The organism is Micromonospora sp. A200 (genome assembly GCF_029893845.1).
GTDB lineage: Bacteria > Actinomycetota > Actinomycetes > Mycobacteriales > Micromonosporaceae > Micromonospora > Micromonospora purpureochromogenes.
The window spans coordinates 1-25114 of the sequence record NZ_JARXXY010000045.1 but is presented as its reverse complement, the minus strand read 5'-3'; the positions used below and the strand labels follow the sequence as shown (position 1 = coordinate 25114).

The window sequence follows — 25114 nt, the reverse complement described above, 5'->3', positions numbered from 1 at the left end:
CCGAGTTTGATCCTTGCCGGAACCGGGCACCGAAGCGTCAGGCACAGGGACGAGGAGGTCACGATGCCGCGGTGGATCAGGAACAACGCGCTGAGCATCACCATGCTGGGCGCCTTCTTCGTCTTCCTGTCGCTGCAGAGCGTCTTCGGGTGGCAGACCCACAACGAGGAGCTGGCCGAGTACGGGGCCCAGCCGATCGGCTGGCCGGCGTACCTGGGCACGGGGCACTTCGCCGAGTCCGTCTTCGAGAACTGGGAGTCGGAGTTCCTCCAGATGGGCGGCTACGTGCTGCTCACCGCGTACCTGGTGCAGCGGGGGTCGGCCGAGTCGAAGCCGGAGGGGCAGACCGACCGCCCGGAGGACGACGAGCGCCGGGCCGGGCCGGACTCACCCTGGCCCGCCCGGGTCGGCGGCCTGCCGCTGATGGTCTACCGCAACAGCCTCTCGCTGGCCCTGCTGCTGATCTTCGCCGGCTCGTTCGTCGGCCACCTGCTCGGCGGCGTGGCCCAGTACAACGAGGAGCAGGCGCTGCAGAGCGGTGCCGCCCCGATCAGCGCCTGGCAGTTCCTCGGCACCAGCGACTTCTGGTTCCAGTCCATGCAGAACTGGCAGAGCGAGTTCCTGGCCGTCGGCGCGCTGATCCTGCTGAGCATCGTCCTGCGCCAGCACGCGTCGCCGGAGTCGAAGCCGGTCACCGTGGAGCACGCCCAGACCGGCGCCTGACCTCGTCTCAGGCGGCGACCGGCAGGTGCTTGGCGAAGCAGACGCTGTACGGGTTGTCGACGTACTCGCCGTAGACCGGGATCGGCTCGTACCCGCACGAGGTGTAGAGCCCGATCGCCGCCGGCAGGTACACCCCGGTCTCCAGGCAGACCACCGAGTGACCCCGCTGGAAGGCCAACTCCTCCAGCGCGGTCAGCAGCTGCCGGGCGATACCCCTGCCCCGGTACGCGGGGCGGACGTACATCCGCTTGAGTTCCCCGGTGGCGGCGTCCAGCGACTGGACCCCGCCGCAGGCCACCGCCCGGCCGTCGACGACCACCGCGAGGTAGCGGACGTCGTCGTGCGTGACGGTGACCTGCCCGTCCAGTCCGCCGTCGGCCTCGCGCAGCTCACGCTGCTGGGCGACGACGAGGGCGTCGATCTCCGGGTCGGTGGAAGGACGGGACTCGATCAGCATCCGACCACGCTATGCCGGGCCGATTTCACGGAGGTTTCCGGCGAACGACCCGGACACGGACATGATCGAGCTATTCGAGGTCGTCGTCGTCCAGGTCGTCGGAGAGGTCCGCGTCCAGGCCGCCGGCCTCCAGCTCGTCGGCGGGGCGCTGCCGGCGCGCCTTGCGGGCGGCCAGCCGCTCCGCGGCCGAGGCCCGGGTCGACTTCTCCTCCAGCCGCACGTCCGTGCCCCGGTTGCCGGGCACGAAGTCGACGCCGGCGTAGAGGGTGGGCTGCCAGTCGAACTCCCGCTCGCCGATGCGCACCAGGTCGCCCGGCTTGGCGCCGACCTTGGCCAGCTTGTCCTCGACGCCGAGGCGGGCGAGCCGGTCGGCGAGGAAGCCGATCGCCTCGTCGTTGTCGAAGTTCGTCTGCCGGACCCAGCGCTCGGGCCGGACACCGCGCACCGTGAAGGAGCCGTCCTCCTCCACGTCGATGGTGAAGCCGGCGTCGTCCACCGCCTTCGGGCGGATGACGATCCGGGTCGGCTCGGCCGGCGGAGCCGCCTGGCGGCCCTGCTCGACCACCTCGGCCATCGCGAACATCAGCTCCTTGAGCCCTTCGCGGGTGGCCGTGGAGACCTCGAACACCCGGAAGCCGCGCGCCTCCAGGTCCGGCCGGACGATCTCGGCGAGATCCCGCCCGTCCGGTACGTCGATCTTGTTGAGGGCGACCAGCCGCGGCCGGTCGGCGAGGCCGCCGTACTGGGTGAGCTCGTCCTCGATGGCGTCGATGTCGGCCAGCGGGTCGCGGCCCGGCTCCAGCGTCGCGGTGTCGACCACGTGCACCAGCACGGCGCAGCGCTCGACGTGGCGAAGGAACTCCAGCCCCAGCCCCCGGCCGGTGGCCGCGCCGGGGATCAGGCCCGGCACGTCGGCCACGGTGAAGGTGTGGTTGTCGACCCGGACCACGCCCAGGTTCGGCACCAGGGTGGTGAACGGGTAGTCGGCGATCTTCGGCTTGGCGGCGGAGATCACCGCGATCAGCGACGACTTGCCGGCGGACGGGAAGCCCACCAGACCGACGTCGGCGACGCTCTTGAGCTCCAGCACCACGTCCAGCCGGTCGCCCGGCTCGCCCAGTTCGGCGAAGCCGGGAGCCTTGCGCCGGGCGTTGGCCAGCGACGCGTTGCCGCGACCGCCGCGACCGCCCCGCGCCGCCTCGAAGGTGGTGCCCACGCCGACCAGGTCGGCCAGCACCTCGCCGTCGAGGGTCTGCACCACGGTGCCGTTCGGCACCTTGATCACCAGGTCGTGGCCGTTGGCGCCGTCCCGGTTCGATCCGGCCCCGCCCTTGCCGTTCTCGGCCTTCAGGTGCGGGCGGAAGTGGAAGTCCAGCAGGGTGGTCACCTGCGGGTCGACCACCAGCGACACGCTGCCGCCGTGCCCGCCGTTGCCCCCGTCCGGGCCGCCGAACGGCTTGAACTTCTCCCGGTGGATCGAGGCACAGCCGTGCCCGCCGTCGCCGGCCTGCATGTGCAGGACGACCCGGTCAACGAACGTCGTCACGACGCCAATCCTTCCAGCGGGGTACGCCCCCGCGTGCGAAAAGACGAAGCGGGCCGGGACCCGAGGTCCACGGCCCGCGACGCCTGCGTATTACTGCTGCGGCACGATGCTGACGGTCTTGCGGCCGCGCTTGGTGCCGAACTGGACCGCACCGGCGGCCAGCGCGAAGAGCGTGTCGTCTCCGCCGCGGCCGACCAGGTCACCGGGGTGGAACTTGGTGCCACGCTGACGGATGAGGATCTCACCCGCGCTGACGACCTGACCACCGAAGCGCTTCACGCCGAGTCGCTGGGCCGCGGAATCACGACCGTTACGCGAGCTGGACGCACCCTTTTTGTGAGCCATTGGAGGACGACCTACTTCCCGCTGGAGATGCCGGTCACCTTGACCTGGGTCAGCGGCTGGCGGTGACCCTGGCGCTTGTGGTAGCCGGTCTTGTTCTTGAACTTGTGGATCCGGATCTTCGGGCCCTTGGTGTGCGCGGCGATCTCGCCGGACACCGCGACCGAGGCAAGCTTTGCCGCGTCGGTCACCAGGTCGTCACCGTCGACGAGGAGCACCGCGGTGAGCTTCACCGCGTCGCCGGGGGCACCGGCGAGCTTCTCGACCTCGATCACGTCGCCCTCGGCGACCTTGTACTGCTTGCCGCCGGTCTTGACGATCGCGTACATCGGAGGCGGACTCCCTGTCGTTGAGGCTGCTGGCTGGTCGTTCCCACGGCGACTCGCCGGGTAGCAGTGACACCGGCGGCGCGGGCACGCGGGAACTCGGCACACCAAAGTGCGCCGCAGGCAAGGGTACGCCATGGACCGGGTGACACCCAAACCGGGCCCGCCGGTCAGCGCCCGCAGAGCTGGTCGAGGCGCTGCTGGAGGCGGTCGAGCTCGGTCTCGTCGATCGACTCGACGTCGGCGCCGAGCCTGCCGACCTCGGTGGCCAGGTCGGTGAGCAGGGTCTTCAACTGCGGGTCGGTGGCCTGGGCGGACTGCTCACGCAGCGCCGCCCGCCAGCTGGTCAGCGCCGACTCCGCCCGTTTCCGGGCGGTTTCCGCCCCGGTGCTGTCGTTCGCGCCGACTGCGGCGATCATCTTGCCCAGCTCCTCGACGTACGTCCGCACGGCCGCCGAGGAGGCCTGCTCGGCGGCGGCGCAGACCTGCGGCCCATTGCCTCCCGCCGGGGCGACGCTGACCGGGGCGGACGGCAGCAGGGTCGAGGTGGCCGACGGGCCGGTGGACGGGCCGGTGGTGGCCGGGGCGGCCTCGTCGGACCGGTCGCCGGAGCAGCCGGAGCCGGTCAGCAGGACGGCGGTCACCAGGGTGGCGGCGAGCAGGCGGCGCATTGTCTTCTCCTAGCCGGGGGTGACCGATCGTAGCCGGGGCCGGAGAACGCGACAGGGCCCCTCCCGCCGGCACTGTTGCCGCCGAGAGGGGCCCCGCGAAACGTCGGGCTGGTCAGCCCGTCACGGGCGGGTCCGCCGACGGGGGCCGCCGCGGCGGGACCGGCGCCGGCCGGTGCCGCCCTCGCCGCTCTCTCCCTCGGTGTCGCCCAGCGCGTCCGGGTCGTCCGCCCCGGCCAGCCGGGCCGACTCGCCCTCCAGGCTGTCGGCGACCGCCGGCGCGGCCGGCGTCTCCGTCTCGTACCGGGACAGGTCGTAGCCCATCGTGTCGTGGTACTCGGCCTCCGCCTCGGCCACCCGGTCCACGTCGGCGGCCTCGGTGGTCTCCACCACCGTGCGCTCCGGCGCGGCGGCGGCCTTGCGCGAGCGCCGCCGCGACGGCCCGCCGGCCTGCTCGGTCGCCGGGGCGGCGGCCACCGAGGAGGCGACCGCCTTGACCTTCTCCCCCGCGCCGGCACCGGCACGCGGCTTCTCCGGCACCGGCTCGGTGTGGATGATCAGGCCCCGGCCCTTGCAGCACTCGCAGGTCTCGCTGAACGCCTCCAGCAGGCCCGCGCCGATCCGCTTGCGGGTCATCTGCACCAGGCCGAGCGAGGTGATCTCGGTGACCTGGTGCTTGGTCCGGTCCCGACCCAGGCACTCGGTCAGCCGGCGCAGCACCAGCTCGCGGTTCGACTCCAGCACCATGTCGATGAAGTCGATCACCACGATGCCGCCGAGGTCGCGCAGCCGGAGCTGGCGCACGATCTCCTCGGCCGCCTCCAGGTTGTTGCGGGTGACCGTCTCCTCCAGGTTGCCCCCGGAGCCGGTGTACTTGCCGGTGTTGACGTCGATGACGGTCATCGCCTCGGTGCGGTCGATGACCAGCGACCCGCCGGAGGGGAGAAAGACCTTTCGGTCCAGCCCCTTGATGATCTGCTCGTCGATCCGGTACTCGGCGAAGATGTCGGTGGTGCCGACGTGCCGGCGCAGCCGGGCGACCAGGTCGGGCGAGACGTGCGACAGGTACGACTCGACCATGTCGTACGACTGCTCGCCCTCGATGACCAGCTCGCGGAAGTCCTCGTTGAACAGGTCCCGGACGACCCGGATGACCAGGTCCGGCTCCTCGTAGAGCAGCACCGGGGCGCCACCCTCGGTGGCCTTGGCCTGGATGTCCTCCCACTGGGCCTGGAGCCGCTTGACGTCGCGGGCCAGCTCGTCCTCGCTCGCCCCCTCGGCGGCGGTCCGGACGATCACGCCGGCGCCGTCCGGCACCAGCTTCTTCAGCACGTCCCGCAGCCGCTTGCGCTCGTTGTCCGGCAGCTTCCGGCTGATCCCCGAGGCGTTGCCGTTCGGCACGTAGACCAGGTGCCGGCCGGAGAGCGCGATGTGGCTGGTCAGCCGGGCGCCCTTGTGCCCGATCGGGTCCTTGGTGACCTGCACCAGCACCGAGTCGCCGGAGCGCAGCGCCTGCTCGATCGAGCGGGCCCGCCCCTCCAGTCCGCTCACGTCCCAGTTGACCTCACCGGCGTACAGGACGGCGTTGCGGCCGCGCCCGACGTCGACGAAGGCCGCCTCCATGCTGGGCAGGACGTTCTGCACCTTGCCGAGGTAGACGTTGCCGGCCATGGTGCCGGAGGAGTTGCGGGTGACGTAGTGCTCGACCAGCACGCCGTCCTCCAGGACGGCGATCTGGGTGCGGTCGCCGCGCTGGCGTACCGCCATCACCCGGTCGACCGCCTCCCGGCGGGCCAGGAACTCCGACTCGCTGAGGATCGGCGGCCGGGTACGGCGCTGCTCGCGGCCGTCCCGACGGCGCTGGCGCTTGGCCTCCAGCCGGGTCGAGCCGGAGACGCCCTGCACCTCGTCGACGGCCTTGCGGGGCTCGCGGATCTTGACCACGGTGGGCACGCCGTCCTCGGCGCCTCCCTCGACGTCCCCGGCGCCCCGGCGGCGACGACGGCGCCGGCGGCGGGTCAGCCCGTCGCCCTCGCCCTCCTCTTCCTCGGGCTCCTCGGCCTCGCCGCCCTCGGCCTCAGCCTCGGCCTCGGCCTCGGCCTGGACGGCCTCCTCGGCCTCCTCCTCGTCGCTGTCCTCGGCGCCGCCCTTGCCGCGACCGCGGCCCCGGCGACCACGACGACGGCGACGGCGGGCCGCGGCGCTCTCGTCCTCGTCCTCGGCCTCGGCCTCGGCGGCCTCCTCGGCCTCGCCGGTGGGCTCCTCCTCGACCTCGAGCACCTCGACCGGCTCGACCTCGCGGCGACCGCGGCGACGCCGGCGACCGGTCTCGGCCGGCTCCTCGACGGCCTCCTCGGCCGCCGCCGGGCCGGGCTCGACCACGCGGACGGCCGGCAGCTCCTCGGGCAGCGGGGCCATGAACAGCACGGTGGGCGCGGAGAGCGCGGCCCGCCGACGGCGGGTACGCGGCTCCGGCGCGACCTCCGCCGGCTCGGCGCCGGGCACCGCGACACCGGGCGCGACCTCGCCGGCCCGGCTCTCGGCGCCGGAGGCGGCGACGGCCGGCTCGGCGGCACCCGGCCGGGCCTCCTCGGTGGCGGCCTCGGCGGCCTCGGCGGCCTCGGCCTCGTCGACCGCGGTGGGCTCGGTGGGCGCCGCCGCCTCGACGGCGGGCTCCTCCTCCTCGACCGGCTCGACCACCGGCGCGGCCTCCACGGCGGGCGTGGGGGCCTCGGCCGGGATCTCGGCGGCCGGCTCGGCGGCCGCCGGGGCGGCGGCCTTCTTGCGCCGGGTACGGGTGACCTTCACCGGCGGGACGACCTCCGCCGAGTGATCCTCGGCGCCGGTGGCCACCTCCGGCTCCTCGGCGGCCTTGGCGGGCGTCGCCTTGCGCCGGCGACGGGTGGTCTTGGGCGGGGTGTCCAGTTCACCGGCGACCGGGGCCAGTACCTCGCCCTGGTGCGCCTCGTCGGTGGCGGACGCGGCGGCCGCCGACGCCTCGGCGGGCGCCTCGACCTGCTCCGGCTGGTTCAGCGGGGCCGCCTTGCGCCGGGTGGTGCGCCGGCGCTTCGGCGCGGCCTCGGCGGCGCTGTCGGTGGCGGCACCCTCGGCGCTGGTGCTGTTGGTGGCGGCACCCTGGGCGCTGGTGCTGTTAGTGGCGTCGGCGGTCTGGCCGGCCGACTGTGCGCCGGTCCGTTCGCCGCCCTCGGGCTCGTTCTCGAGCATGGACGTTCTCCAGTTCTGGCCGCCCCGGGCGCGGGTGAGCGCTGCCACGCAGGGTTGCCGCAAAAGTGTTTCCGCCGGGCGCGCGAGGTGCGCGACCGCCGAAGTCTGCCTGCCTAGAGCACCGACCGTCGGTCAGTGCTCACCGATGGTTGCCCCGTCGCGGTCCGCGTCCAACGGATCCACGATCGCACCCTGCGCGGTCAGCGTGCCCTGCGCCAGCCGGATCACCCTCGGCGAAACCGGCGGCACCAGGTCGGCCACCACGCGGAGGCCGGAAAGGACGTCATCGGGCCGTACGGACGGGGTGACCTGCCGCACGACCAGTTCGAGTATCGCACACGCGGAGCCCGGTACCCCGGAAGGCGTCTCCGCGGGCGGCACCACATCGATACGCATGACGGCGGCCCGGGCGTCGAAGGTGCGCCGGCCCTGCTTGGTCATCCGCTCGACCTGGATCTCGTCGGCGGCGGTGAAGGCGGCGACGGCGTGGTGCAGCGCGGCCGGCTCGACCTCGGGCAGCTCGATGCGCCAGTGCGAGGCCTCGATCCGGTCGGCCAGGCTGCCGCTCGCGGCGATCACCGCGTCCAGCACGTCCAGCCCCGGCGAGAGCGCGGCGTCCAGCGCGTCGCGCAGCTGCTCCGGGTCGACCGGCTCGCGTAGGCCGATCTCGAGGTACTCCGCCTCGCTCGCCACACCGGTGGGGGCCGCGCTGGCGTAGGAGATCTTGGGGTGCGGCGTGAAGCCCTGGGAGAAGGCGATCGGGACGCCGGCCCGGCGCAGCGCGCGCTCGAAGGCCCGGGCGAAGTCCCGGTGCGAGGTGAACCGGAGCGGGCCGCGCTTGGCGTACCGGATCCGGACGCGCTGGACGACCGGCGCCTGCCCGCCCTCCGGCTGTGGTTTCCTGCTGATCGTCGTGCTCCTCGGTGTCAGGACCGGTCGGTCATGAAGGTGCCACGGATGCCGGTGACAATAACTTCATGATCGCCGGGGCGGGGCGGGTGGCGCGCCCACGCGCGGCGCACCCGCCCCGGTACGGTCACTGCTGGGCGCCGGTGGGGACCTTCAGGCCGTTGACCGGGGTGAGCGGGAGCAGCTTACGGCCGGTGGGGCCGATCTGGATCTCGGTGTCCATCGACGGGCAGACGCCGCAGTCGAAGCACGGGGTCCAGCGGCAGTCGTCCTGCTCGTACTCGGACAGCGAGTCCTGCCAGTCCTGCCAGAGCCAGTCCTTGTCCAGGCCGGAGTCGAGGTGGTCCCAGGGCAGGACCTCCAGCTGGTCGCGCTCCCGGGTGGTGTACCAGTCGAGGTCCACGCCGAACGTCGGCAGCGCCTCGGCGGCGGCGTCCACCCAGCGCTGGTACGAGAAGTGCTCGCTCCAGCCGTCGAACCGGCCGCCGTTCTCCCAGACCTTGCGGATCACCGCGCCGACCCGGCGGTCACCGCGGCTGAGCAGGCCCTCGATCAGCGACGGCTCACCGTCGTGGTAGCGGTAGCCGATCGCCCGGCCCAGCGAGCGGTCCGAGTTGATCGCCTGCTTGAGGATCTTGAGCCGGTGGTCGATCACCTCGGGACGCTCCATCGGCGCCCACTGGAACGGGGTGTGCGGCTTCGGCACGAAGCCGCCGATGGAGACGGTGCAGCGGATGTCCTTGGAACCGGTGGCGGCCCGGCCGGCCTTGATGACCTCGTGCGCCATGTCGGCGATCTCGAGGACATCGTCGTCGGTCTCGGTGGGCAGGCCGCACATGAAGTACAGCTTCACCTGCCGCCAGCCGTTGGTGTACGTGGTGACGACGGTGCGGATCAGGTCTTCCTTCGACACCATCTTGTTGATGACCTTGCGGATCCGCTCCGAGCCGCCCTCCGGGGCGAAGGTCAGGCCGGTACGCCGGCCGTTGCGCGACAGCTCCTGGGCCAGGTCGATGTTGAACGCGTCTACCCGAGTCGACGGCAGCGACAGGGACACGTTGGTGCCCTCGTACTGCTGCGCGAGGCCCGAGCACATGTCGCCGATCTCGGAGTGGTCGGCGGAGGAGAGCGACAGCAGGCCCACCTCGTGGAAGCCGGAGAACTCCAGCCCGTCGCGGACCATCTGGCCGACGGTGGTGATCGAGCGCTCCCGCACCGGGCGGGTGATCATGCCGGCCTGGCAGAACCGGCAGCCCCGGGTGCAGCCCCGGAAGATCTCCACCGCGTACCGCTCGTGCACGGTCTCGGCGAGCGGCACGAGGGGCTTCTTCGGGTACGGCCAGGCGTCCAGGTCCATCGTCGTGCGCTTGTGTACCCGGAACGGCACGTCCGCCCGGTTCGGCACGACCCGCTGGATCCGGCCGTCGGGCAGGTAGTCCACGTCGTAGAAGCGCGGCACGTAGACGCTCTCGGTGCGGGCCAGCCGCAGCAGCAGCTCGTCGCGCCCGCCCGGGGAGCCCTCGGCCTTCCACTCCCGGACGATCGTGGTGATCTCCAGGACCGCCTCCTCGCCGTCACCCAGCACGGCGGCGTCGACGAAGTCGGCGATCGGCTCCGGGTTGAACGCGGCGTGCCCGCCGGCCAGGATCACCGGGTCGGCGTCGGTGCGGTCGGCGGCGAGCAGCGGGATGCCGGCCAGGTCGATCGCGGTGAGCAGGTTGGTGTAGCCCAGCTCGGTGGAGAACGAGACGCCGAACACGTCGAAGTCGCGCACCGAGCGGTGCGCGTCGACGGTGAACTGCGGCACGCCGTGGGCGCGCATCAGCTTCTCCAGGTCCGGCCAGACCGCGTAGGTGCGCTCGGCGAGCACGTCGGGCAGCTCGTTGAGCACCTCGTAGAGGATCTGCACGCCCTGGTTGGGCAGGCCGACCTCGTACGCGTCGGGATACATCAGCGCCCAGCGCACGGTGGCCGCGTCCCAGTCCTTGACCACCGCGCCCAACTCGCCACCGACGTACTGGATGGGCTTGGTCACCTGGGGCAGCAGCGGCTCCAGCTGGGGCCAGACGGAATTGGCCGCGGCGGGGCGCGGCGTCGTGGACGGGGCACTCATGATGCCCAAGGGTACGCGCTCGTCGGCCGTCCACCGCGCCGCACCGTCCGCCACCCCCCGACGGAACCCACCCGGAGCGCACCCCCCTGCCCCGCCCAGGTCAACACCCCCCGCCGGAACGCCCGGCTCGGTCTGACCCGTTACGACACCCTCACCCGGCGTCGCCCGAGGGCGACCGACGGTGGACGGGTTCGTCGCTGGTGGCATGCCGGTACTAACCTCGCAACCGGCGCGAGAGGAGATTGCCGCGATGCCGCAGCCGCAGCCGGGGGCGGACCGGCCGGCCGACGGGAGCCCCCCGGTCACCGACGTCGGCCGGGAGCCGGCCGTCGCCGAGGAGCCGACCCCCTCGCCCGTACCCGCCGACGCCGGGCCCCGCACGGGCCCGGAGGGCACCCGTGAGCTGCCCGTCGACCGGGCCACCGCCCCGGGCGACCCGGAGCGGACGGCGGCCGAGCCGGCCCCCGCGTCCCCGGACGAGCCCACCGCGCCGACCTCACCCGCCCCACCAGTCGAGGGCCGGACGCCCGACGACCCGGAGTCCGCCCCGGCCGAGGCCGCCCCACCGGCGGAACCCGTCGACGACGTCCCGCCCACCCGGGTCGACACCGGTCCGCCGCCCACCGGCAGCGATGACCCGCCCGCCACCCCGGAGCCCACGCGGGTCGACACCCGGGCCCCCGCCACCCCGGACCCCACGCCGGTCGAAACCGGCGCCCCCGCCACCCCGGACCCCACGCGTGTCGAAACCGGCGCCCCCGCCACCCCGGAACCGACCCGGGTCGAACCGGAGCCGCCCGCGCCGCGCTGGACCGGTTCGGCGGCGGTCCCGCCCCCGCCGCCCCGCCGCCGCGTCTGGGGCGAGTCGGCGGAGCCCACGCCCGTCCCGCCCACCCCGGTCGAGCTGCCCGAGCACCGCACCCCGGTGGACCCGTGGGCCGGCGCGGACACCGGCTCCTGGGAGCTGGAGCACCACCACCATCTCCCCGCGCTCCCGCCGACCCTGCCCTACCCCGCGCCCCCGCTCACCCGGCCCTACGGGGCAACGCCGCCGGCCACCCGGCCCTACGAGGCCGCGCCACCGCCGTCCCGCCCGTACCCGCCGCCCGCCGCGCACCCGGTGTCGCCGCCGCCGGCCGCCCCGCCCCGGCCGGGACCGCCACCTCCCCCGCCGCCCGCGCCGGCCCCGCCACCGAAGCAGCGCCGGGGTCGCCGGCCGAAGACGGTCACCCCGCCACCGGGGTGGGAGGCGCCCCGCGGGTACGTCCCGGTGCCGGTCCCGCGTCGTCGGCGCTGGCCCTGGGTGCTGCTGCTGAGCCTGGTCTGCTGCTGCGGCTGCCCGGCCTGGTTCGGCAAGCCGATGTGGGAGCAGTACCCGGCCGACGCCGCGCTGCCCGGCCAGGTGGCCGACCTGACGCTGCGGCAGGACGCCGGCAGCCAGGCCACCGCCAAGCGGCTCAAGGCCGAGGTACGCGCGGCGAACCTGCTCTCCGAGGATGTCTTCGCCGGGGTCTACGGCACCGGCGACGGCAAGCGGGTCACCGTGTTCGGCGGCACCGGCTTCCGGTTCAACCCGGAGTCCGACGCGGACGACGAGATGACCCGGCTGACCGAGACCTACCGGCTCGCCGCCCCCCAGGCGGTCGAGACCGGGGTGCGCGGCCGGTACGAGCGGTGCGCCACCGGCCGGTCGGACGGCGCCGACGTGGTGGTCTGCACCTCGGTCGACTACGGCAGCATCACCACCGCCGTCTTCACCCGGCTCTCCGTCGACGACAGCGCCCGCCTGCTGGACACCCTGCGGGAACAGATCGTCACCCCGGCGCCGGCGCAGCCCTGAGGTTCGCCGGGGAGTTGTCGCCGGCCGGGCAGCGCCCGCGCAGGCGCCTGGGCGTCAGACGGCGCCGGGCTCCCCGGCCAGCGGCGGGTGGGCGCGTGGCGGGGCGTAGCGCGGCACGTACTCCTGGCCGGTGAGCTTCTGGATCTCGGCCATCAGCTCGTCGGTCATCGCCCGCAGCGAGGTCCGGTCGTCGGACCGGCCGGTGAAGTCCAGCGGCTTGCCGAACCGTACGGTGATCTTCGCGCGGCCGGGCCGGGGTACCCGGGCGCCGATCGGCTGGGCCTTGTCCGTGCCGATCATGCCGACCGGGATGATCGGCACGCCGGCCGCCACCGCCAGCCGGACCGTGCCGGTACGCCCCCGGTAGAGCCGCCCGTCGGGCGAGCGGGTTCCCTCCGGGTAGACCGCGACCAGGTCGCCACCCTGCAACGCGGGGATGGCGGCGTCGAACGCCGTCAGCGCCGCCCGGCCGCCGGCCCGCTCGACCGGGATGGCGCCCAGGCCGGTGAGCACGAACTTGGAGAAGGCGCCCTTGGGCCCGGTGCCCTTGAAGTACTCCGACTTGGCCCAGAAGGCCAGGTGCCGCGGGACCACGGTGCCGAGGAAGAGCTCGTCGGCGACCGAGAGGTGGTTGCCCGCGAAGATCGCACCACCGGTTTCCGGGATGTGCTCCAACCCCTCCACGGTCGGACGGAAGGCCAACCGGAGCGCGGGCGCCACGGTGAGCTTGCCGATGGTGTAGAGCAGGGGCACTGGTCCTCCGGCGGTCGTACGTGAACAGGCGGTGTCACGGTAGCGGACGGATGCACGGGGCCCCGCGCGGGTGGCGGGCCGGCCGGCTGGTGAGCGGGCCTGTCGGGGCGCGGGCGGAGCCGGTGGCGGCGGCCCGGCGGAACACCGCCGGACCGCCGCCGCACTACCTCATACCCGGCGGACGGCCACCGTCACGCGCTCGCCCTCGCCGACCTCGCCGGCGAAGCCGTCGACGCCCTCGGCGAAGTCGACCGTGTCGGCCAGCACCTCCCGGGCCACGAAGTCGGTGTACGCCGACACCGCCGCGCGTACCTCGGCGGAGGCCGACACCGACACCACGATCCGGTCCGAGACGTCCAGGTCGGCGTCCCGGCGGGCCTGCTGCACGACCCGGACCACGTCCCGGGCCAGGCCCTCGGCGGCCAGCTCCGGGGTGACCTCGGTGTCCAGCACGACCACGCCCTCCCCGCCGGGCAGCGGCGCGGAGTGCTCGGCGTCGGCGGCGACCAGCCGCAGCTCGTACTCGCCCTCGGCCAGGGTGACGCCGGCGGCGACCGGGGCGCCGTCGACCAGCTCCCACTCCCCCGCCTTGACCGCCTTGATCACCTGCTGCACCGCCTTGCCGACCCGGGGGCCGAGCGCGCGCGGCACCACGGTCAGCACCTGCTGGCAGTACGCGGACACCTCGTCGGAGAAGGCGACCTCCTTCACGTTGACCTCGTCGGCGACCAGGTCGGCGAAGGGCCGCAGCTTCTCCGCGACCGGGGAGGCCACGGTCAGCTTCGACAGCGGCAGCCGCACCCGCAGGCCCTTGGCCTTGCGCAGCGACAGCGCCGCCGAGGCGACCGCGCGCACGTTGTCCATCGCGGACACCAGCTCGTGGTCGGCCGGGAACTCCTGCGCCGACGGCCAGTCGGTCAGGTGCACCGACCGCTCGCCGGTGAGGCCACGCCAGATCTCCTCGGCGGTCAGCGGCGCCAGCGGCGCCACCACCCGGCAGAGCGTCTCCAGCACCGTCCACAGGGTGTCGAACGCCTCGGCGTCACCCGACCAGAACCGGTCCCGGGAGCGACGCACGTACCAGTTGGTCAGCGCGTCCAGGTAGGACCGGACGGTGGCGCAGGCGCCGGAGATGTCATACGCCTCCATCTGCGCGCCGACCGTCTCGACCAGCTCGTTCGTCTTCGCCAGCACGTACCGGTCGAGCAGGTGGGTGGAGTCCACCCGCCGCTTCGCGGTGTACCCGTCGGCGTTGGCGTAGAGCGAGAAGAAGTACCAGACGTTCCACAGCGGCAGCAGCACCTGCCGGACGGCGTCCCGGATGCCCGCCTCGGTGACCGGCATGTCACCGCCGCGCAGCACCGGCGAGGACATCAGCATCCAGCGCATCGCGTCCGAGCCGTACGCGTCGAAGACGTGGTAGACGTCCGGGTAGTTGCGCAGGCTCTTGGACATCTTGCGCCCGTCCGAGCCGAGCAGGATGCCGTGGCTGAGGCAGTTGCGGAACGCCGGCCGGTCGAACAGCGCGGTGGCCAGCACGTGCATCGTGTAGAACCAGCCGCGGGTCTGCCCGATGTACTCGACGATGAAGTCGCCCGGGTAGTGGTGCTCGAACCAGTCCGCGTTCTCGAACGGGTAGTGCACCTGGGCGAACGGCATCGAGCCGGACTCGAACCAGCAGTCCAGCACCTCCGGCACCCGGCGCATCATGGACTTCCCGGTCGGGTCGTCCGGGTTCGGGCGGACCAGCTCGTCCACCGCCGGCCGGTGCAGGTCGGTCAGGCGTACGCCGAAGTCCCGCTCGATGTCGGCCAGCGAGCCGTACACGTCCAGCCGCGGGTAGTTCGGGTCGTCGGACTTCCACGCCGGGATCGGCGAGCCCCAGAACCGGTTCCGGCTGATCGACCAGTCGCGGGCGTTGGCCAGCCACTTGCCGAACGAGCCGTCCTTGATGTGCCCCGGCGTCCAGTTGATCTGCTGGTTGAGCTCGACCATCCGGTCCTTGAACTTGGTCACCGCGACGAACCACGACGACACCGCCTTGTAGACCAGCGGGGTGTCGCAGCGCCAGCAGTGCGGGTACGAGTGGGTGTACGTGTCCTGCTTGAGCACCACCCCCCGGTCCTTGAGTTCGCGGATCACCGGCTTGTTGACGTCGAACACCTGCTCGCCCTGGTACGGCGGCACCAGCGCGGTGAACCGGGTGTGGTCGTCCACCGTGACGACGGTCGGGATGCCGGCGGCGTTGCAGACGTTCTGGTCGTCCTCGCCGAAGGCCGGGGCCAGGTGGACGATCCCGGTGCCGTCCTCGGTGGTGACGAAGTCCGCCCCGAGCACCTGGTACGCGTTCTCCCCGGCCTGCTCGACCAGGAAGTCGTAGAGCGGGACGTACCGGCGCCCGACCAGGTCCCGGCCGTACACCGTGCCGACCTGCTGGTAACCCTCCAGCTCCTTGGCGTACGCGGCCAGCCGCGCGGCGCCCACGACGTAGCGGTCCCCGTCGCGCTCCAGCACCGCGTACTCGATGTCCGGGCCGACGGCGAGCGCCAGGTTGGACGGCAGGGTCCACGGCGTGGTGGTCCAGACGCCGAGCCGGACCGGCCCGCGCACCAGCTCGGGGGCGGACTCGTCCGGGGTCAGCCCGAACCAGACCGAGAGGGTCGGGTCGTGCCGGTCCCGGTAGACGTCGTCCATCCGGGTCTCGGTGTTCGACAGCGGCGTCTCGCAGCGCCAGCAGTACGCCAGCACCCGGAAACCCTCGTAGACCAGACCCTTGTCGTGCAGGGTCTTGAAGGCCCACATGACGCTTTCCATGTAGTCCAGGTCGAGGGTCTTGTAGTCGTTGGCGAAGTCGACCCAGCGGGCCTGCCGGGTGACGTACCGCTCCCAGTCCTGGGTGAACTCCAGCACCGAGGTGCGGCAGGCCTCGTTGAACCGGGCCACGCCGAGGTCGATGATCTCCGCCTTGCTGGTGATGCCGAGCTGCTTCTCGGCCACCACCTCGGCGGGCAGGCCGTGGCAGTCCCAGCCGAAGCGCCGCTCGACGTGCCGGCCGCGCATGGTCTGGTAGCGCGGCACCACGTCCTTGACGTACCCGGTGAACAGGTGGCCGTAGTGCGGCAGGCCGTTGGCGAACGGCGGGCCGTCGTAGAAGACGTACTCGTTCTTGCCGTCGGTGCCGGCCGGACGGGCCTCGACGCTGGCCTCGAAGGTCTTGTCGGCCGTCCAGTGCTCCAGGACCCGGCGCTCGACCGCGGGCAGGTCCGGGCTCGCCGGGACACCGGCGGCGGTCGGGTCGTGCATCGGATAGGCCATCGGGGGTCGCTCTCCTCGCGCAGCTCACTCATCTGTGGTCTGCGAGGACGAGCCTTCCGGGTACGCCTCGACGGCGTGCCCGAGCGGCCCGCGGTACCACCCCGCTTGGCGGTCGAGGTGCGACCGCCCGCTCGTTGGCCGGCTGTGACGGGCCGGACCCGTCCGGTTCTACTGGGCCGGTCACCCGGCTGTTCTTCCGGAGGCTCGCCGGTGATGGCCGGGTCATCGCCTTACGGTCGCCAAGGATACTCGACCGGCGGGGGAGATCGCCGCCGAGTAATCGTCATCCCCCCGACGGCGCCGGGGCAGCTGCCATGACCACCGTCACAGCCCGCCGCCGTCACGCCCCCGGCCGCAGTCCCGTCGTGTCCGTGCAACCGACGGAACACAGGGAGGCCGCAATGAGTCGGATGGACATGGGCCAGGTCGCGCCGGAGGCGTACCAGGCGGTGCTGGGCCTGGAGAAGTACGTCCGGGCGAACGTCGACCACCGGACGCTGGAGCTGGTGAAGCTGCGCGCGTCGATGCTGAACGGCTGCTCGTTCTGCGTGGACATGCACAGCCGGGACGCGCTGGACGCCGGCGAGTCGAGCCGGCGGCTCTTCGCGGTGGCGGCCTGGCGGGAGGCGCCCTTCTTCGACGAGCGGGAGCGCACCGCGCTGGCGCTCACCGACGCCGTCACCCGGCTCGGCGAGCACGGCGTACCCGACGAGGTGTGGGACGCCGCGGCGAAGCTCTGGTCGGAGAAGGAACTGGCCGACCTGGTGATGGCGATCGCCACCATCAACGTGTGGAACCGGATCGCGGTGACCACCCAGGCGCAGCCGCCGCTGGAGGTCTGACCCACCGCCACACGGGGCCGTCCTCCCCCGCCGGAATGTCCTAGAGTCGCTTGCGGACACGCCGACGGGGGAGGATGCGCGTGCGTTCCCGATCGATCTCTGCAGCCCTGGTGGCGGCTCTCCTGCTCGCCGGCTGCGGCCCGAGCGGGTCGTCCACGGCGACGGCCACCGCCAGCCCGTCCCCGAGCCGCTCGGCGGAGCCGGCCCCGGAACACGACGGCGAGGCGCTCGCCGCGGCGGTCCGCCGCGCCGCGGCCGGGCTGGGCACGGTCAAGGAGGTGACCGCGCCCGTGTACCGGCCCGACTCCACTTCCGTGGTGCAGATGGCGCTGTGCGACACGCCGCGACCGCTCAACGGCGGTTACGGCACCCCGGTCGACGTCAGGTCCTTCTTCTCCTCGTCGCCAAGACCCGACCGGCGGCGTACCGCTCCGGGGGGCAGCGGGCCGAGGCCCTCGGCGAACTGCGCGTAGCCGCGGTCCGGTCGGGCTCCAGGGGCGGGCCGGAGCGCTACTTCGACGCGCTGCGGGCGCAGAAGTGCACCGGGGGTTCCGTGCACCGGGTCGATGTGCCCAGCCCCGGTGCGATCGGGTACCGGTCCGCCAGTGGCGCGGCGAAGGTCGGCGGCGGCACCGCAGCGGTGGCCACCATCAGCATCGACGCCGACGAACTCGACGCGGGCGGCACGTATCCCCTGCTCGGGCACGCCCGGGTGATCATCCGCCACCGCGGGTACCTCATCGAGGCGTCCGTGCTCTGCGCCCGCCCCGGCCGCCCCGGCGAGGGGCGGAAGACGACGGCGGAGGCCCGCAGCCGGGCGCTGGCCATGGCGGAGCGGACCGTCAAGGAACTGGACGCGCTCGCGCCACGGCCCACCGCCTCGGTCACCGGCTGAACCCGCCGGTCGGCCGTGGCGGTTCAGCTCAGCTCGGGGAACCAGAGGCCGATCTCGCGCTTGGCGCTGTCGATGGAGTCCGAGGCGTGCACCAGGTTCTCCCGGTTGGACAGGGAGAGGTCGCCGCGGATGGTGCCGGCGACGGCCCGACGGCCGTCGGTGGCGCCGACCAGGCCGCGCACCACGTCGATCACCTGGTCGCCGGAGAGGATCAGGGCGACCAGCGGGCCGCTGGTCATGAAGTCCTTGAGCGGCGGGTAGAACGCCTTGTCGACATGCTCGGCGTAGTGCTGGTCGGCCAGTGCGGCGTCCATCGTCCGCGTCACCATGGCGTCGATCCGCAGGCCCTTGCGCTCGAAGCGGGAGATGATCTCGCCCACCAGGCCGCGGCGGACCGCGTCGGGCTTGATCAGTACGAGCGTGCGCTCATCCGGGCTGCTGCTGGACACGCTGGGTTCCTCCTGTGCGCGGAAGACGGCCGGGCTGGGTACGGTCAGCCTAGCGACCCGGTCCCGGCGTCGGCGCGGCGGCTGCTCTTTCCAGCGGTCGCCCATCCCGCCTAGCCTGGTCCTGACCCCTGGGAGGTCCACTGTGGCGAATGGCGGGAACCGCACCATCGCGCCGGTACGCAAGCTCATCGCCGCGGTCCTCGGCACCGTGGCGACGTTCGTGGTCCTGTTCGGGCTGGGCATGACCAGCTGGTCGATCGTGGCCCTCGGCGTGGCCCTGCTGGTGCTGGCGATCGCCCTGGCCACCGTCCGCGGCGGCGGGCGCACTTGGGTGATCGGCGTCGGGCACGTGCACAGCGCCTCCGAGCCACCCACCCAGTACGCCTTCGGCCGCTGCGAGCTGCAACTGGTGATCGACGCGCCGGGCCTGCCGCCCCGCTCCAAGAAGATCATCGAGCCGCGGGTGCCGGTGTCCAAGTGGCCCTCGCTGGGGCAGACGCTGCCGATCCGGGTCGCCCTGGACGACCAGCGGCACGTCCGGGTGCTCTGGGACGAGGTGCCCACCCACGCGGAGAACGCCGCCGCCGCCGACCTGCCACCCGAGTACGCCGACGCCGAGCCGGTCGACGAGGTGCTCATCGTCCAGGAGGCCCCGCCGTGGGCCGGCCGTACGCCCGACGACGACTTCCACGACGACCTGCGCGAAGAGTTCCGCGACCCACCCCCGGCCGACCCGCTGCGGCCCGAGCCGGTGGTGCTGCCCGACGAGCGTGAACCGGTGGTGGTGCACCAGCGCCCCGGCGGTCCGGTCGTGCTCGAGGGCACCCTGGTCGAGCCGCCGCCGGCCGGCGGGCTGCCGCGCCGGGCGGCCACCACCCCGTCCCCCCGCCCGCCGGTGGACGAGCGCTTCGACGCCCCGGTGGTCGACCCGGTGGACGTGCCGCTGGACGACCCGGAGCCCCGGGACCGGATCGACCCGGACGAGCTGGACGAGGCGATCTTCGGGTACGACCCGGCGGCGGACCCGGTCGACCAGGGCGCTCCGATCAGCGGGGTCGGGCTGACCCTGCTGGTCACCGACCTGTCCCGGTCGCTGGACTTCTACCGGTCGCTGGGCTTCGGCGAGATCGACCGGGGCTCCGGCAACGCGGTGCTCGCCTCCGGCGCCACCCGCCTGGTGCTGCGCGAGGTCACCGGCGCCGCCCCGATCAGCCGCCGGCTGGTGCACGTCAACCTGGAGGTGGACGACATCGACGCGGCCTACCGGCGGCTGAAGGACTCCGGGGTGAAGTTCACCTACGCGCCCCGGGTGGTCAACCGGGGCACCAAGCTGGAGGTCTGGGCGGCCGCCTTCCGCGACCCGGACGGGCACGGCATCGCGCTCACCCAGTGGCGGGAGCGCGCCGAGGCCTGACGTCCGGCTCAGCCGAGGATGACCCGGCGGACGTGCAGGGCGTACGCCCAGACCAGCCCGAAGATGATCCCCAGCGCCAGCAGCGACCAGTGCAGCAGCCCGGAGAGCAGCAGCAGGCCCTGCACCACCGTGCCGGCCGGCCAGGCCCAAGGCCGCCCCATCCGGCCGGCCAGCACCACGCAGACGACGGCCAGCGCCACGATCGCCGCGATGGCCGCCCCGCTCAGGTCGCCGCCGACCACCCGGATGGGCTGGATGGCGAGCAGCAGCACCAGCGCTTCCAGGGCCAGCGTCCCGGCGCCCAGGCCGCGCACCGCCTTGTCGGGGTTGCGCAGCCCGGAGCGCCGCTCCCCCGGCGCGGCCGGGTCGGCGACCGGGTCGGCGACCGGGTCGCGGCGGTCCTCGTCGGGGGCGCTCATCGCTTGAGCAGCCGTCGGGCGTCGGCCACGGTCACCACCGAGCCGGTGACCAGCACCCCGACCCCGGCCAGCTCACCGGGCACGTCGGACTCGGCCTCGGCGACGGCCGCCTCGATGGCGTCCGGCATCTCGTCGGCGACCTCCACCCGATCCGGCCCGAACACCTCGCGGGCCAGCGCGGCCAGCTCGTCGGCCGGCATCGCCCGGGGCGAGCTGTTGCGGGTCACCACCACCGTGTCGAGCACCGGCTCCAGCAGCTCCAGCAGGCTGCCCGCGTCCTTGTCGGCCAGCACGGCGAGCACGCCGACCAGCTTGCTGAACGCGAACTCCTCCTGCAACGCGGTGACCGTGGCGGTCATCCCGTGCGGGTTGTGCGCCCCGTCCAGCAGGATCGTCGGGGCGGTACGCACCTTCTCCAGCCGGCCCGGCGAGCTGGTAGTGGCGAAGCCCTCCCGGACGGCCTCCACGTCGAGCTGCCGGTTCGTGCCAGCCCCCAGGAACGCCTCGACGGCGGCGAGCGCCACCGCCGCGTTCTGCGCCTGGTGCGCGCCGTGCAGCGGGATGAACACCTCCTCGTACACGCCGCCGAGGCCCTGGATGGTGAGCACCTGCCCGCCGACGGCGACGGCCCGGCGCAGCACCCCGAACTCGGTGCCCTCCCGGGCGACGGTCGCGCCGACCTCGACGCAGCGCGCCAGGATCGGGCGGGCCGCCTCGTCGTCCTGCGCGGCGCAGATCACCGTGGCGCCGGGGTGGATGATCCCGGCCTTGTGCAGGGCGATGTCCTCCAGGGTGTCGCCCAGCCACTCGGTGTGATCCAGCCCGATCGGGGTCAGCACGGCCACCCCGGCCTGGAGCACGTTGGTGGCGTCCTCGGCCCCGCCGAGCCCCACCTCGACCACCGCGACGTCGACGGGCGCGTCGGCGAAGGTGGCGAAGGCCAGCGCGGTGGTCATGTCGAAGTAGGTCAGCGGCTCCGACGAGCGCTGGTCGACCAGCTCGGCCAGCGGCTTCACCTCGCGGTACGTGGCGACGAAGCGTTCCTCGCTGACCGGCTCCCCGTCCAGGGCGATCCGCTCCCGCACCGTCTCCAGGTGCGGGCTGGTGTAGCGGCCGGTGTGCAGGCCGAAGGCGCGCAACAGCGAGTCGATCATCCGGGCCGTGGAGGTCTTGCCGTTGGTCCCGGTCAGGTGGATCGACGGGTACGCCCGCTGCGGGCTGCCGAGCAGGTCGAGCAGGGACTCGATGCGGTCCAGCTCGAAGACCATGCGGGTGAAGCCCCGCCCGGCCAGCTCGGCGTCGACGTCGGTGAACTCGGTGGGATCGGTGCGGTCGGTCACGAGGGAAGCGCCTCCAGGGCGGCGTCGATCCGGGTCAGGTCCGCCTCGGCCACCGCCAGCCGGTCACGGATCTTGGCGACCACCGGTTCGGGGGCCTTGCCGACGAAGGCCGGGTTGTCGAGCTTCGCCCGGGCCTGCGCGACCTCCTTCTCGGCCGCCGCGCGGTCCTTGGTCAACCGGGCCCGCTCGGCCGCCACGTCGATCGAGCCGCGGGTGTCCAGCTCGACGCTGACCTCGCCGGGCATGGCGAGGGTGGCGCTGGCCTGGAAGTCGCCGGCGGGGGCGTCGAGCCGGACCAGCGAGCGGATCAGCGGCTCGTGCGCCGCGATCCCGGCCACGGCCAGGCCGTCGAGCCGGGCCGCGACCCGCTGGGTCGGGCGCAGCCCCTGGTCGGAGCGGAACCGCCGGATCTCGGTCACCACCCGCTGAACGGTGCCGACCTCGCCCTCCGCGGCGTCGTCGATCCGGGTACGGTCGGCCACCGGCCAGGCGGCCGTCATCACCGTCTCGCCGCCGGTGAGCGCGATCCACAGCTCCTCGGTGACGAACGGGATGACCGGGTGCAGCAGCCGCAGCAGCTGGTCCAGCACGTGCCCGAGGACCCGTCGGGTGGCCTCGGCCGCCGGCCCGCCCTCGGCGAGCACCGGCTTGCTCAGCTCGACGTACCAGTCGCAGACGTCGTCCCAGGCGAAGTGGTACAGCAGGTCGCAGACCTTCGCGAACTCGTACGCCTCGAACTGGTCGTCCACCTCGGCGGTGACGTGCGCCAGCCGGGACAGGATCCACCGGTCGACCGTCGACAGCTCGGCGGCGGGCGGCAGCTCCCCCTCGGTGTGCGCGCCGTTCATCAGCGCGAACCGGGTGGCGTTCCAGAGCTTGTTGCAGAAGTTCCGCGAGCCCTGGCACCACTCCTCGCTCACCGGCACGTCCTGGCCGGGGTTGGCGCCCCGGGCCAGGGTGAACCGGGTGGCGTCGGCGCCGAAGCGGTCGATCCAGTCCAGCGGGTCGACGACGTTGCCGAACGACTTGGACATCTTCTTGCCGTGCTCGTCGCGGACCATGCCGTGCAGGGCGACCACGTCGAACGGCTGCCGGCCGTCCATCGCGTACAGGCCGAACATCATCATCCGGGCGACCCAGAAGAAGAGGATGTCGTAGCCGGTCACCAGGACGCTGGTCGGGTAGAACTTCGCCAGGTCCGGGGTCTGCTCCGGCCAGCCCAGGGTGGAGAACGGCCACAGGCCGCTGGAGAACCAGGTGTCCAGGACGTCCTCGTCCTGGTGCCAGCCCTCGCCGGTGGGCGGCTGCTCGTCCGGGCCGACGCAGACGATCTCGCCGGCCGGGCCGTACCAGACCGGGATGCGGTGGCCCCACCAGAGCTGCCGCGAGATGCACCAGTCGTGCATGTTGTCGACCCAGGCGAAGTAGCGCTTGGCCAGCTCGGCGGGCTCGATCTTCACCCGGCCGTCCCGCACCGCATCCCCGGCGGCCTTGGCCAGCGGGGCGGTGTTGACGAACCACTGCAACGACAGCCGGGGCTCGACGGTGGTCTTGCAGCGGGAACAGTGCCCCACCGCGTGCACGTACGGCCGCTTCTCGGCGACGATCCGGCCCTGCTCGCGCAGCGCGGCCACGATCGCCGGGCGGGCCTCGTACCGGTCCAGGCCCTGGAACGGGCCGTGGGCGGTGATGACACCGCGCTCGTCCATGATCGTCAGCGCGGGCAGGTCGTGCCGCTGGCCGATCTCGAAGTCGTTGGGGTCGTGCGCCGGGGTCACCTTCACCATGCCGGTGCCGAAGCTCGGGTCGACGTGCTCGTCGGCGACGATCGGGATCCGCCGGTCGGTCAGCGGCACGGCCACCTCGGTGCCGATGAGGTGCTGGTAGCGGGCGTCGTCGGGGTGCACGGCCACCGCGGTGTCACCGAGCATCGTCTCGGCCCGGGTGGTCGCCACCACCACCTCGTCGCTGTACCGGATCGAGATGAGCTCGCCCTCGTCGTCGGTGTGCTCCACCTCGATGTCGGAGAGCGCGGTCAGGCAGCGCGGGCACCAGTTGATGATCCGGTTGGCCCGGTAGATGAGGCCGTCGTCGAAGAGCTTCTTGAACATGGTCTGCACGGCCCGGGACAGGCCCTCGTCCATGGTGAAACGCTCACGGTCCCAGTCGACCGCGTCACCGAGGCGGCGCATCTGGCCGAGGATGGCCCCGCCGGACTCGGCCTTCCACTGCCAGACCCGCTCGACGAACTTCTCCCGGCCCAGGTCGTGCCGGGACAGCCCCTCGCCGGCGAGCTGCCGCTCGACCAGGTTCTGGGTGGCGATGCCGGCGTGGTCCATGCCGGGCAGCCACAGCGCCTCGTACCCCTGCATCCGCTTGCGCCGGTTCAGGGCGTCCATCAACGTGTGCTCGAACGCGTGGCCCATGTGCAGGGAGCCGGTGACGTTCGGTGGCGGGATGACGATGGTGAAGGGCGGCTTGTCGCTCTGCGCCGACGCCCGGAAGTGGCCGGCGGCTACCCACTGCTCGTACCGTCGCTGCTCTACCTCGCCGGGCTGGTACTGGCCGGCAAGGGTCGGGGCGTCGGGGCGTCGGGCATCCAGTCTCTCGGTCACCCTGAAAGTCTACGGAGCGCTTCCGCGGACCCGACGTGCGCCACCTGTCATTCGCGTACGGTGGCGGACATGTCCGACGCACATCTCACCGAGCGTCAGCTCGCCGAGGGGCCCGACCCGGTCGATCTGACCGACGAGCCGATCCAGCTGAGCCACCGGGACCCGGCGAGCGACCCGATCCGCCGGGCGCCGGCCTCCCGCCGTCGGCGGATCGTCCTGGCCGTGGCGCTCGCCGTCGGCCTGGCCGGCGCCGCCGCCCTCGGCACCGCCGGCTGGCGGGTGGCGCAGCAGAAGGACACCCGGCTGAGTGCCCCGGACCAGGTCGCCGGGCTGACCCGGGACGACTCGGAGCGGGCCCGCAGCACGGCGGACTACCTGCGCAGCGGGTTCGCCGCGGACATCGACCTGGACGCCAGCTTCGGCACCGTCTACCGGGATCCGGCGGACGAGACCCGCGCGGTGCTGCTCTTCGGTGGCAAGACGCTGCTGTGGCAGCCGGAACGCGACCTGGACAGCCTCTTCGGGCTGATGGCCGACGAGACCGGCCGGGTGGCCGGCCTGCGCGAGGTGCCCGCCGGCAAGCTGGGCGGGGTGATGAAGTGCGGCACCACCAGCGGGGACGGCGGTGACTTCGCGATCTGCGGCTGGGCGGACCACGGCAGCGCCGCGATGGCGATGTTCCCCAACCGCTCCGTCGACGACGCCGCCGGCCTGTTCCGTCAGATCCGCGAGGGCGTCCAGACCCGCGGCTGAGCCGTCGCGAAAGGGCCGTGGCGTCGCGACGCCGCGGCCCTTCTTCGTGTACGCCTCGCGCCCGGCACGGACTCCGGGGGTGGATATGCCAATCAGGGCCACCCCTTGAAAGGGGTGGCCCTGATCGAATGGTTGTCCGGCGGTGTCCTACTCTCCCACACCCTCCCGAG

General features: G+C 73.0%; 21 protein-coding genes. 7 read left to right on the top strand and 14 right to left on the bottom strand.

What is annotated here, in order from left to right; genetic code table 11:
• Positions 1 to 63 precede the first annotated feature (63 nt).
• Positions 64 to 723: a DUF6766 family protein gene (locus M2302_RS29230; RefSeq protein WP_280841040.1), complete on the top strand. Its 660-nt coding sequence runs from the start codon at positions 64 to 66 to the stop codon at positions 721 to 723.
• A 7-nt stretch (positions 724 to 730) separates the two neighbouring features.
• On the opposite strand, the gene M2302_RS29225 is transcribed toward M2302_RS29230, so the two are convergent.
• The 8 genes from M2302_RS29225 to M2302_RS29190 all read right to left on the bottom strand — a co-directional run bounded on the left by M2302_RS29225 (position 731) and on the right by M2302_RS29190 (position 10309).
• A complete protein-coding gene (locus tag M2302_RS29225) occupies positions 731 to 1180 on the bottom strand; it encodes a GNAT family N-acetyltransferase (protein WP_280841039.1) in 450 nt (149 codons plus the stop codon).
• Positions 1181 to 1250: 70 nt separating this feature from the next.
• Entirely contained in the window at positions 1251 to 2726 is a 1476-nt protein-coding gene (obgE, locus tag M2302_RS29220; protein WP_280841038.1) for a GTPase ObgE, read from the bottom strand.
• Positions 2727 to 2816: 90 nt separating this feature from the next.
• Positions 2817 to 3071: a 50S ribosomal protein L27 gene (gene rpmA / locus M2302_RS29215; protein WP_088975624.1), complete on the bottom strand. Its 255-nt coding sequence runs from the start codon at positions 3069 to 3071 to the stop codon at positions 2817 to 2819.
• Between the two features lie 11 nt (positions 3072 to 3082).
• Entirely contained in the window at positions 3083 to 3397 is a 315-nt protein-coding gene (rplU, locus tag M2302_RS29210; RefSeq protein WP_088960746.1) for a 50S ribosomal protein L21, read from the bottom strand.
• A gap of 167 nt (positions 3398 to 3564) precedes the next feature.
• Entirely contained in the window at positions 3565 to 4065 is a 501-nt protein-coding gene (locus M2302_RS29205) for a hypothetical protein (protein ID WP_280841037.1), read from the bottom strand.
• Between the two features lie 120 nt (positions 4066 to 4185).
• Complete coding sequence (locus M2302_RS29200; protein WP_280841036.1) at positions 4186 to 7287, bottom strand: Rne/Rng family ribonuclease; 3102 nt, start codon at positions 7285 to 7287, stop codon at positions 4186 to 4188.
• 132 nt (positions 7288 to 7419) lie between these two features.
• Positions 7420 to 8139, bottom strand: a complete 720-nt coding sequence (locus M2302_RS29195; protein ID WP_280841064.1) for a TIGR03936 family radical SAM-associated protein — start codon at positions 8137 to 8139, stop codon at positions 7420 to 7422.
• A gap of 184 nt (positions 8140 to 8323) precedes the next feature.
• Positions 8324 to 10309: a TIGR03960 family B12-binding radical SAM protein gene (locus M2302_RS29190; RefSeq protein ID WP_280841034.1), complete on the bottom strand. Its 1986-nt coding sequence runs from the start codon at positions 10307 to 10309 to the stop codon at positions 8324 to 8326.
• A 250-nt stretch (positions 10310 to 10559) separates the two neighbouring features.
• Between M2302_RS29190 and M2302_RS29185 the strand changes: the two genes are divergently transcribed.
• A complete protein-coding gene (locus M2302_RS29185) occupies positions 10560 to 12149 on the top strand; it encodes a hypothetical protein (RefSeq protein WP_280841033.1) in 1590 nt (529 codons plus the stop codon).
• Between the two features lie 54 nt (positions 12150 to 12203).
• On the opposite strand, the gene M2302_RS29180 is transcribed toward M2302_RS29185, so the two are convergent.
• On the bottom strand, positions 12204 to 12902 hold the full coding sequence (locus M2302_RS29180; protein WP_088960741.1) for a lysophospholipid acyltransferase family protein: 699 nt from the start codon (positions 12900 to 12902) through the stop codon (positions 12204 to 12206).
• Between the two features lie 168 nt (positions 12903 to 13070).
• Entirely contained in the window at positions 13071 to 16217 is a 3147-nt protein-coding gene (gene ileS, locus M2302_RS29175) for an isoleucine--tRNA ligase (protein ID WP_280841032.1), read from the bottom strand.
• A gap of 401 nt (positions 16218 to 16618) precedes the next feature.
• Between ileS and M2302_RS29170 the strand changes: the two genes are divergently transcribed.
• The 3 genes from M2302_RS29170 to M2302_RS29160 all read left to right on the top strand — a co-directional run bounded on the left by M2302_RS29170 (position 16619) and on the right by M2302_RS29160 (position 17954).
• Complete coding sequence (locus tag M2302_RS29170) at positions 16619 to 17059, top strand: carboxymuconolactone decarboxylase family protein (protein ID WP_280841031.1); 441 nt, start codon at positions 16619 to 16621, stop codon at positions 17057 to 17059.
• An 80-nt stretch (positions 17060 to 17139) separates the two neighbouring features.
• Positions 17140 to 17532 carry a hypothetical protein gene (locus tag M2302_RS29165; RefSeq protein WP_280841030.1) on the top strand — a complete coding sequence of 131 codons (393 nt, stop codon included), beginning with the start codon at positions 17140 to 17142 and terminating at the stop codon, positions 17530 to 17532.
• 80 nt (positions 17533 to 17612) lie between these two features.
• Positions 17613 to 17954, top strand: a complete 342-nt coding sequence (locus tag M2302_RS29160) for a hypothetical protein (protein WP_280841029.1) — start codon at positions 17613 to 17615, stop codon at positions 17952 to 17954.
• Between the two features lie 23 nt (positions 17955 to 17977).
• Here M2302_RS29160 and ndk read toward each other — a convergent pair whose 3' ends face one another.
• The gene (gene ndk, locus M2302_RS29155; protein ID WP_280841028.1) at positions 17978 to 18403 is read right to left on the bottom strand and encodes a nucleoside-diphosphate kinase; all 426 of its coding nucleotides are present in this window, start codon (positions 18401 to 18403) and stop codon (positions 17978 to 17980) included.
• 142 nt (positions 18404 to 18545) lie between these two features.
• On the opposite strand from ndk, the gene M2302_RS29150 reads away from it, so the two are divergent.
• Positions 18546 to 19817 carry a VOC family protein gene (locus M2302_RS29150; protein ID WP_280841027.1) on the top strand — a complete coding sequence of 424 codons (1272 nt, stop codon included), beginning with the start codon at positions 18546 to 18548 and terminating at the stop codon, positions 19815 to 19817.
• An 8-nt stretch (positions 19818 to 19825) separates the two neighbouring features.
• On the opposite strand, the gene M2302_RS29145 is transcribed toward M2302_RS29150, so the two are convergent.
• The 3 genes from M2302_RS29145 to M2302_RS29135 all read right to left on the bottom strand — a co-directional run bounded on the left by M2302_RS29145 (position 19826) and on the right by M2302_RS29135 (position 24191).
• Positions 19826 to 20236, bottom strand: a complete 411-nt coding sequence (locus M2302_RS29145) for a DUF4233 domain-containing protein (protein WP_280841026.1) — start codon at positions 20234 to 20236, stop codon at positions 19826 to 19828.
• Positions 20233 to 21504, bottom strand: a complete 1272-nt coding sequence (locus M2302_RS29140) for a folylpolyglutamate synthase/dihydrofolate synthase family protein (RefSeq protein WP_280841063.1) — start codon at positions 21502 to 21504, stop codon at positions 20233 to 20235. The genes M2302_RS29145 and M2302_RS29140 overlap by 4 nt, the downstream gene beginning before the upstream one ends.
• Positions 21505 to 21572: 68 nt before the next feature.
• Positions 21573 to 24191: a valine--tRNA ligase gene (locus tag M2302_RS29135; RefSeq protein ID WP_280841025.1), complete on the bottom strand. Its 2619-nt coding sequence runs from the start codon at positions 24189 to 24191 to the stop codon at positions 21573 to 21575.
• Between the two features lie 69 nt (positions 24192 to 24260).
• On the opposite strand from M2302_RS29135, the gene M2302_RS29130 reads away from it, so the two are divergent.
• Positions 24261 to 24944, top strand: a complete 684-nt coding sequence (locus M2302_RS29130) for a hypothetical protein (protein WP_280841024.1) — start codon at positions 24261 to 24263, stop codon at positions 24942 to 24944.
• Positions 24945 to 25114: the final 170 nt, after the last annotated feature.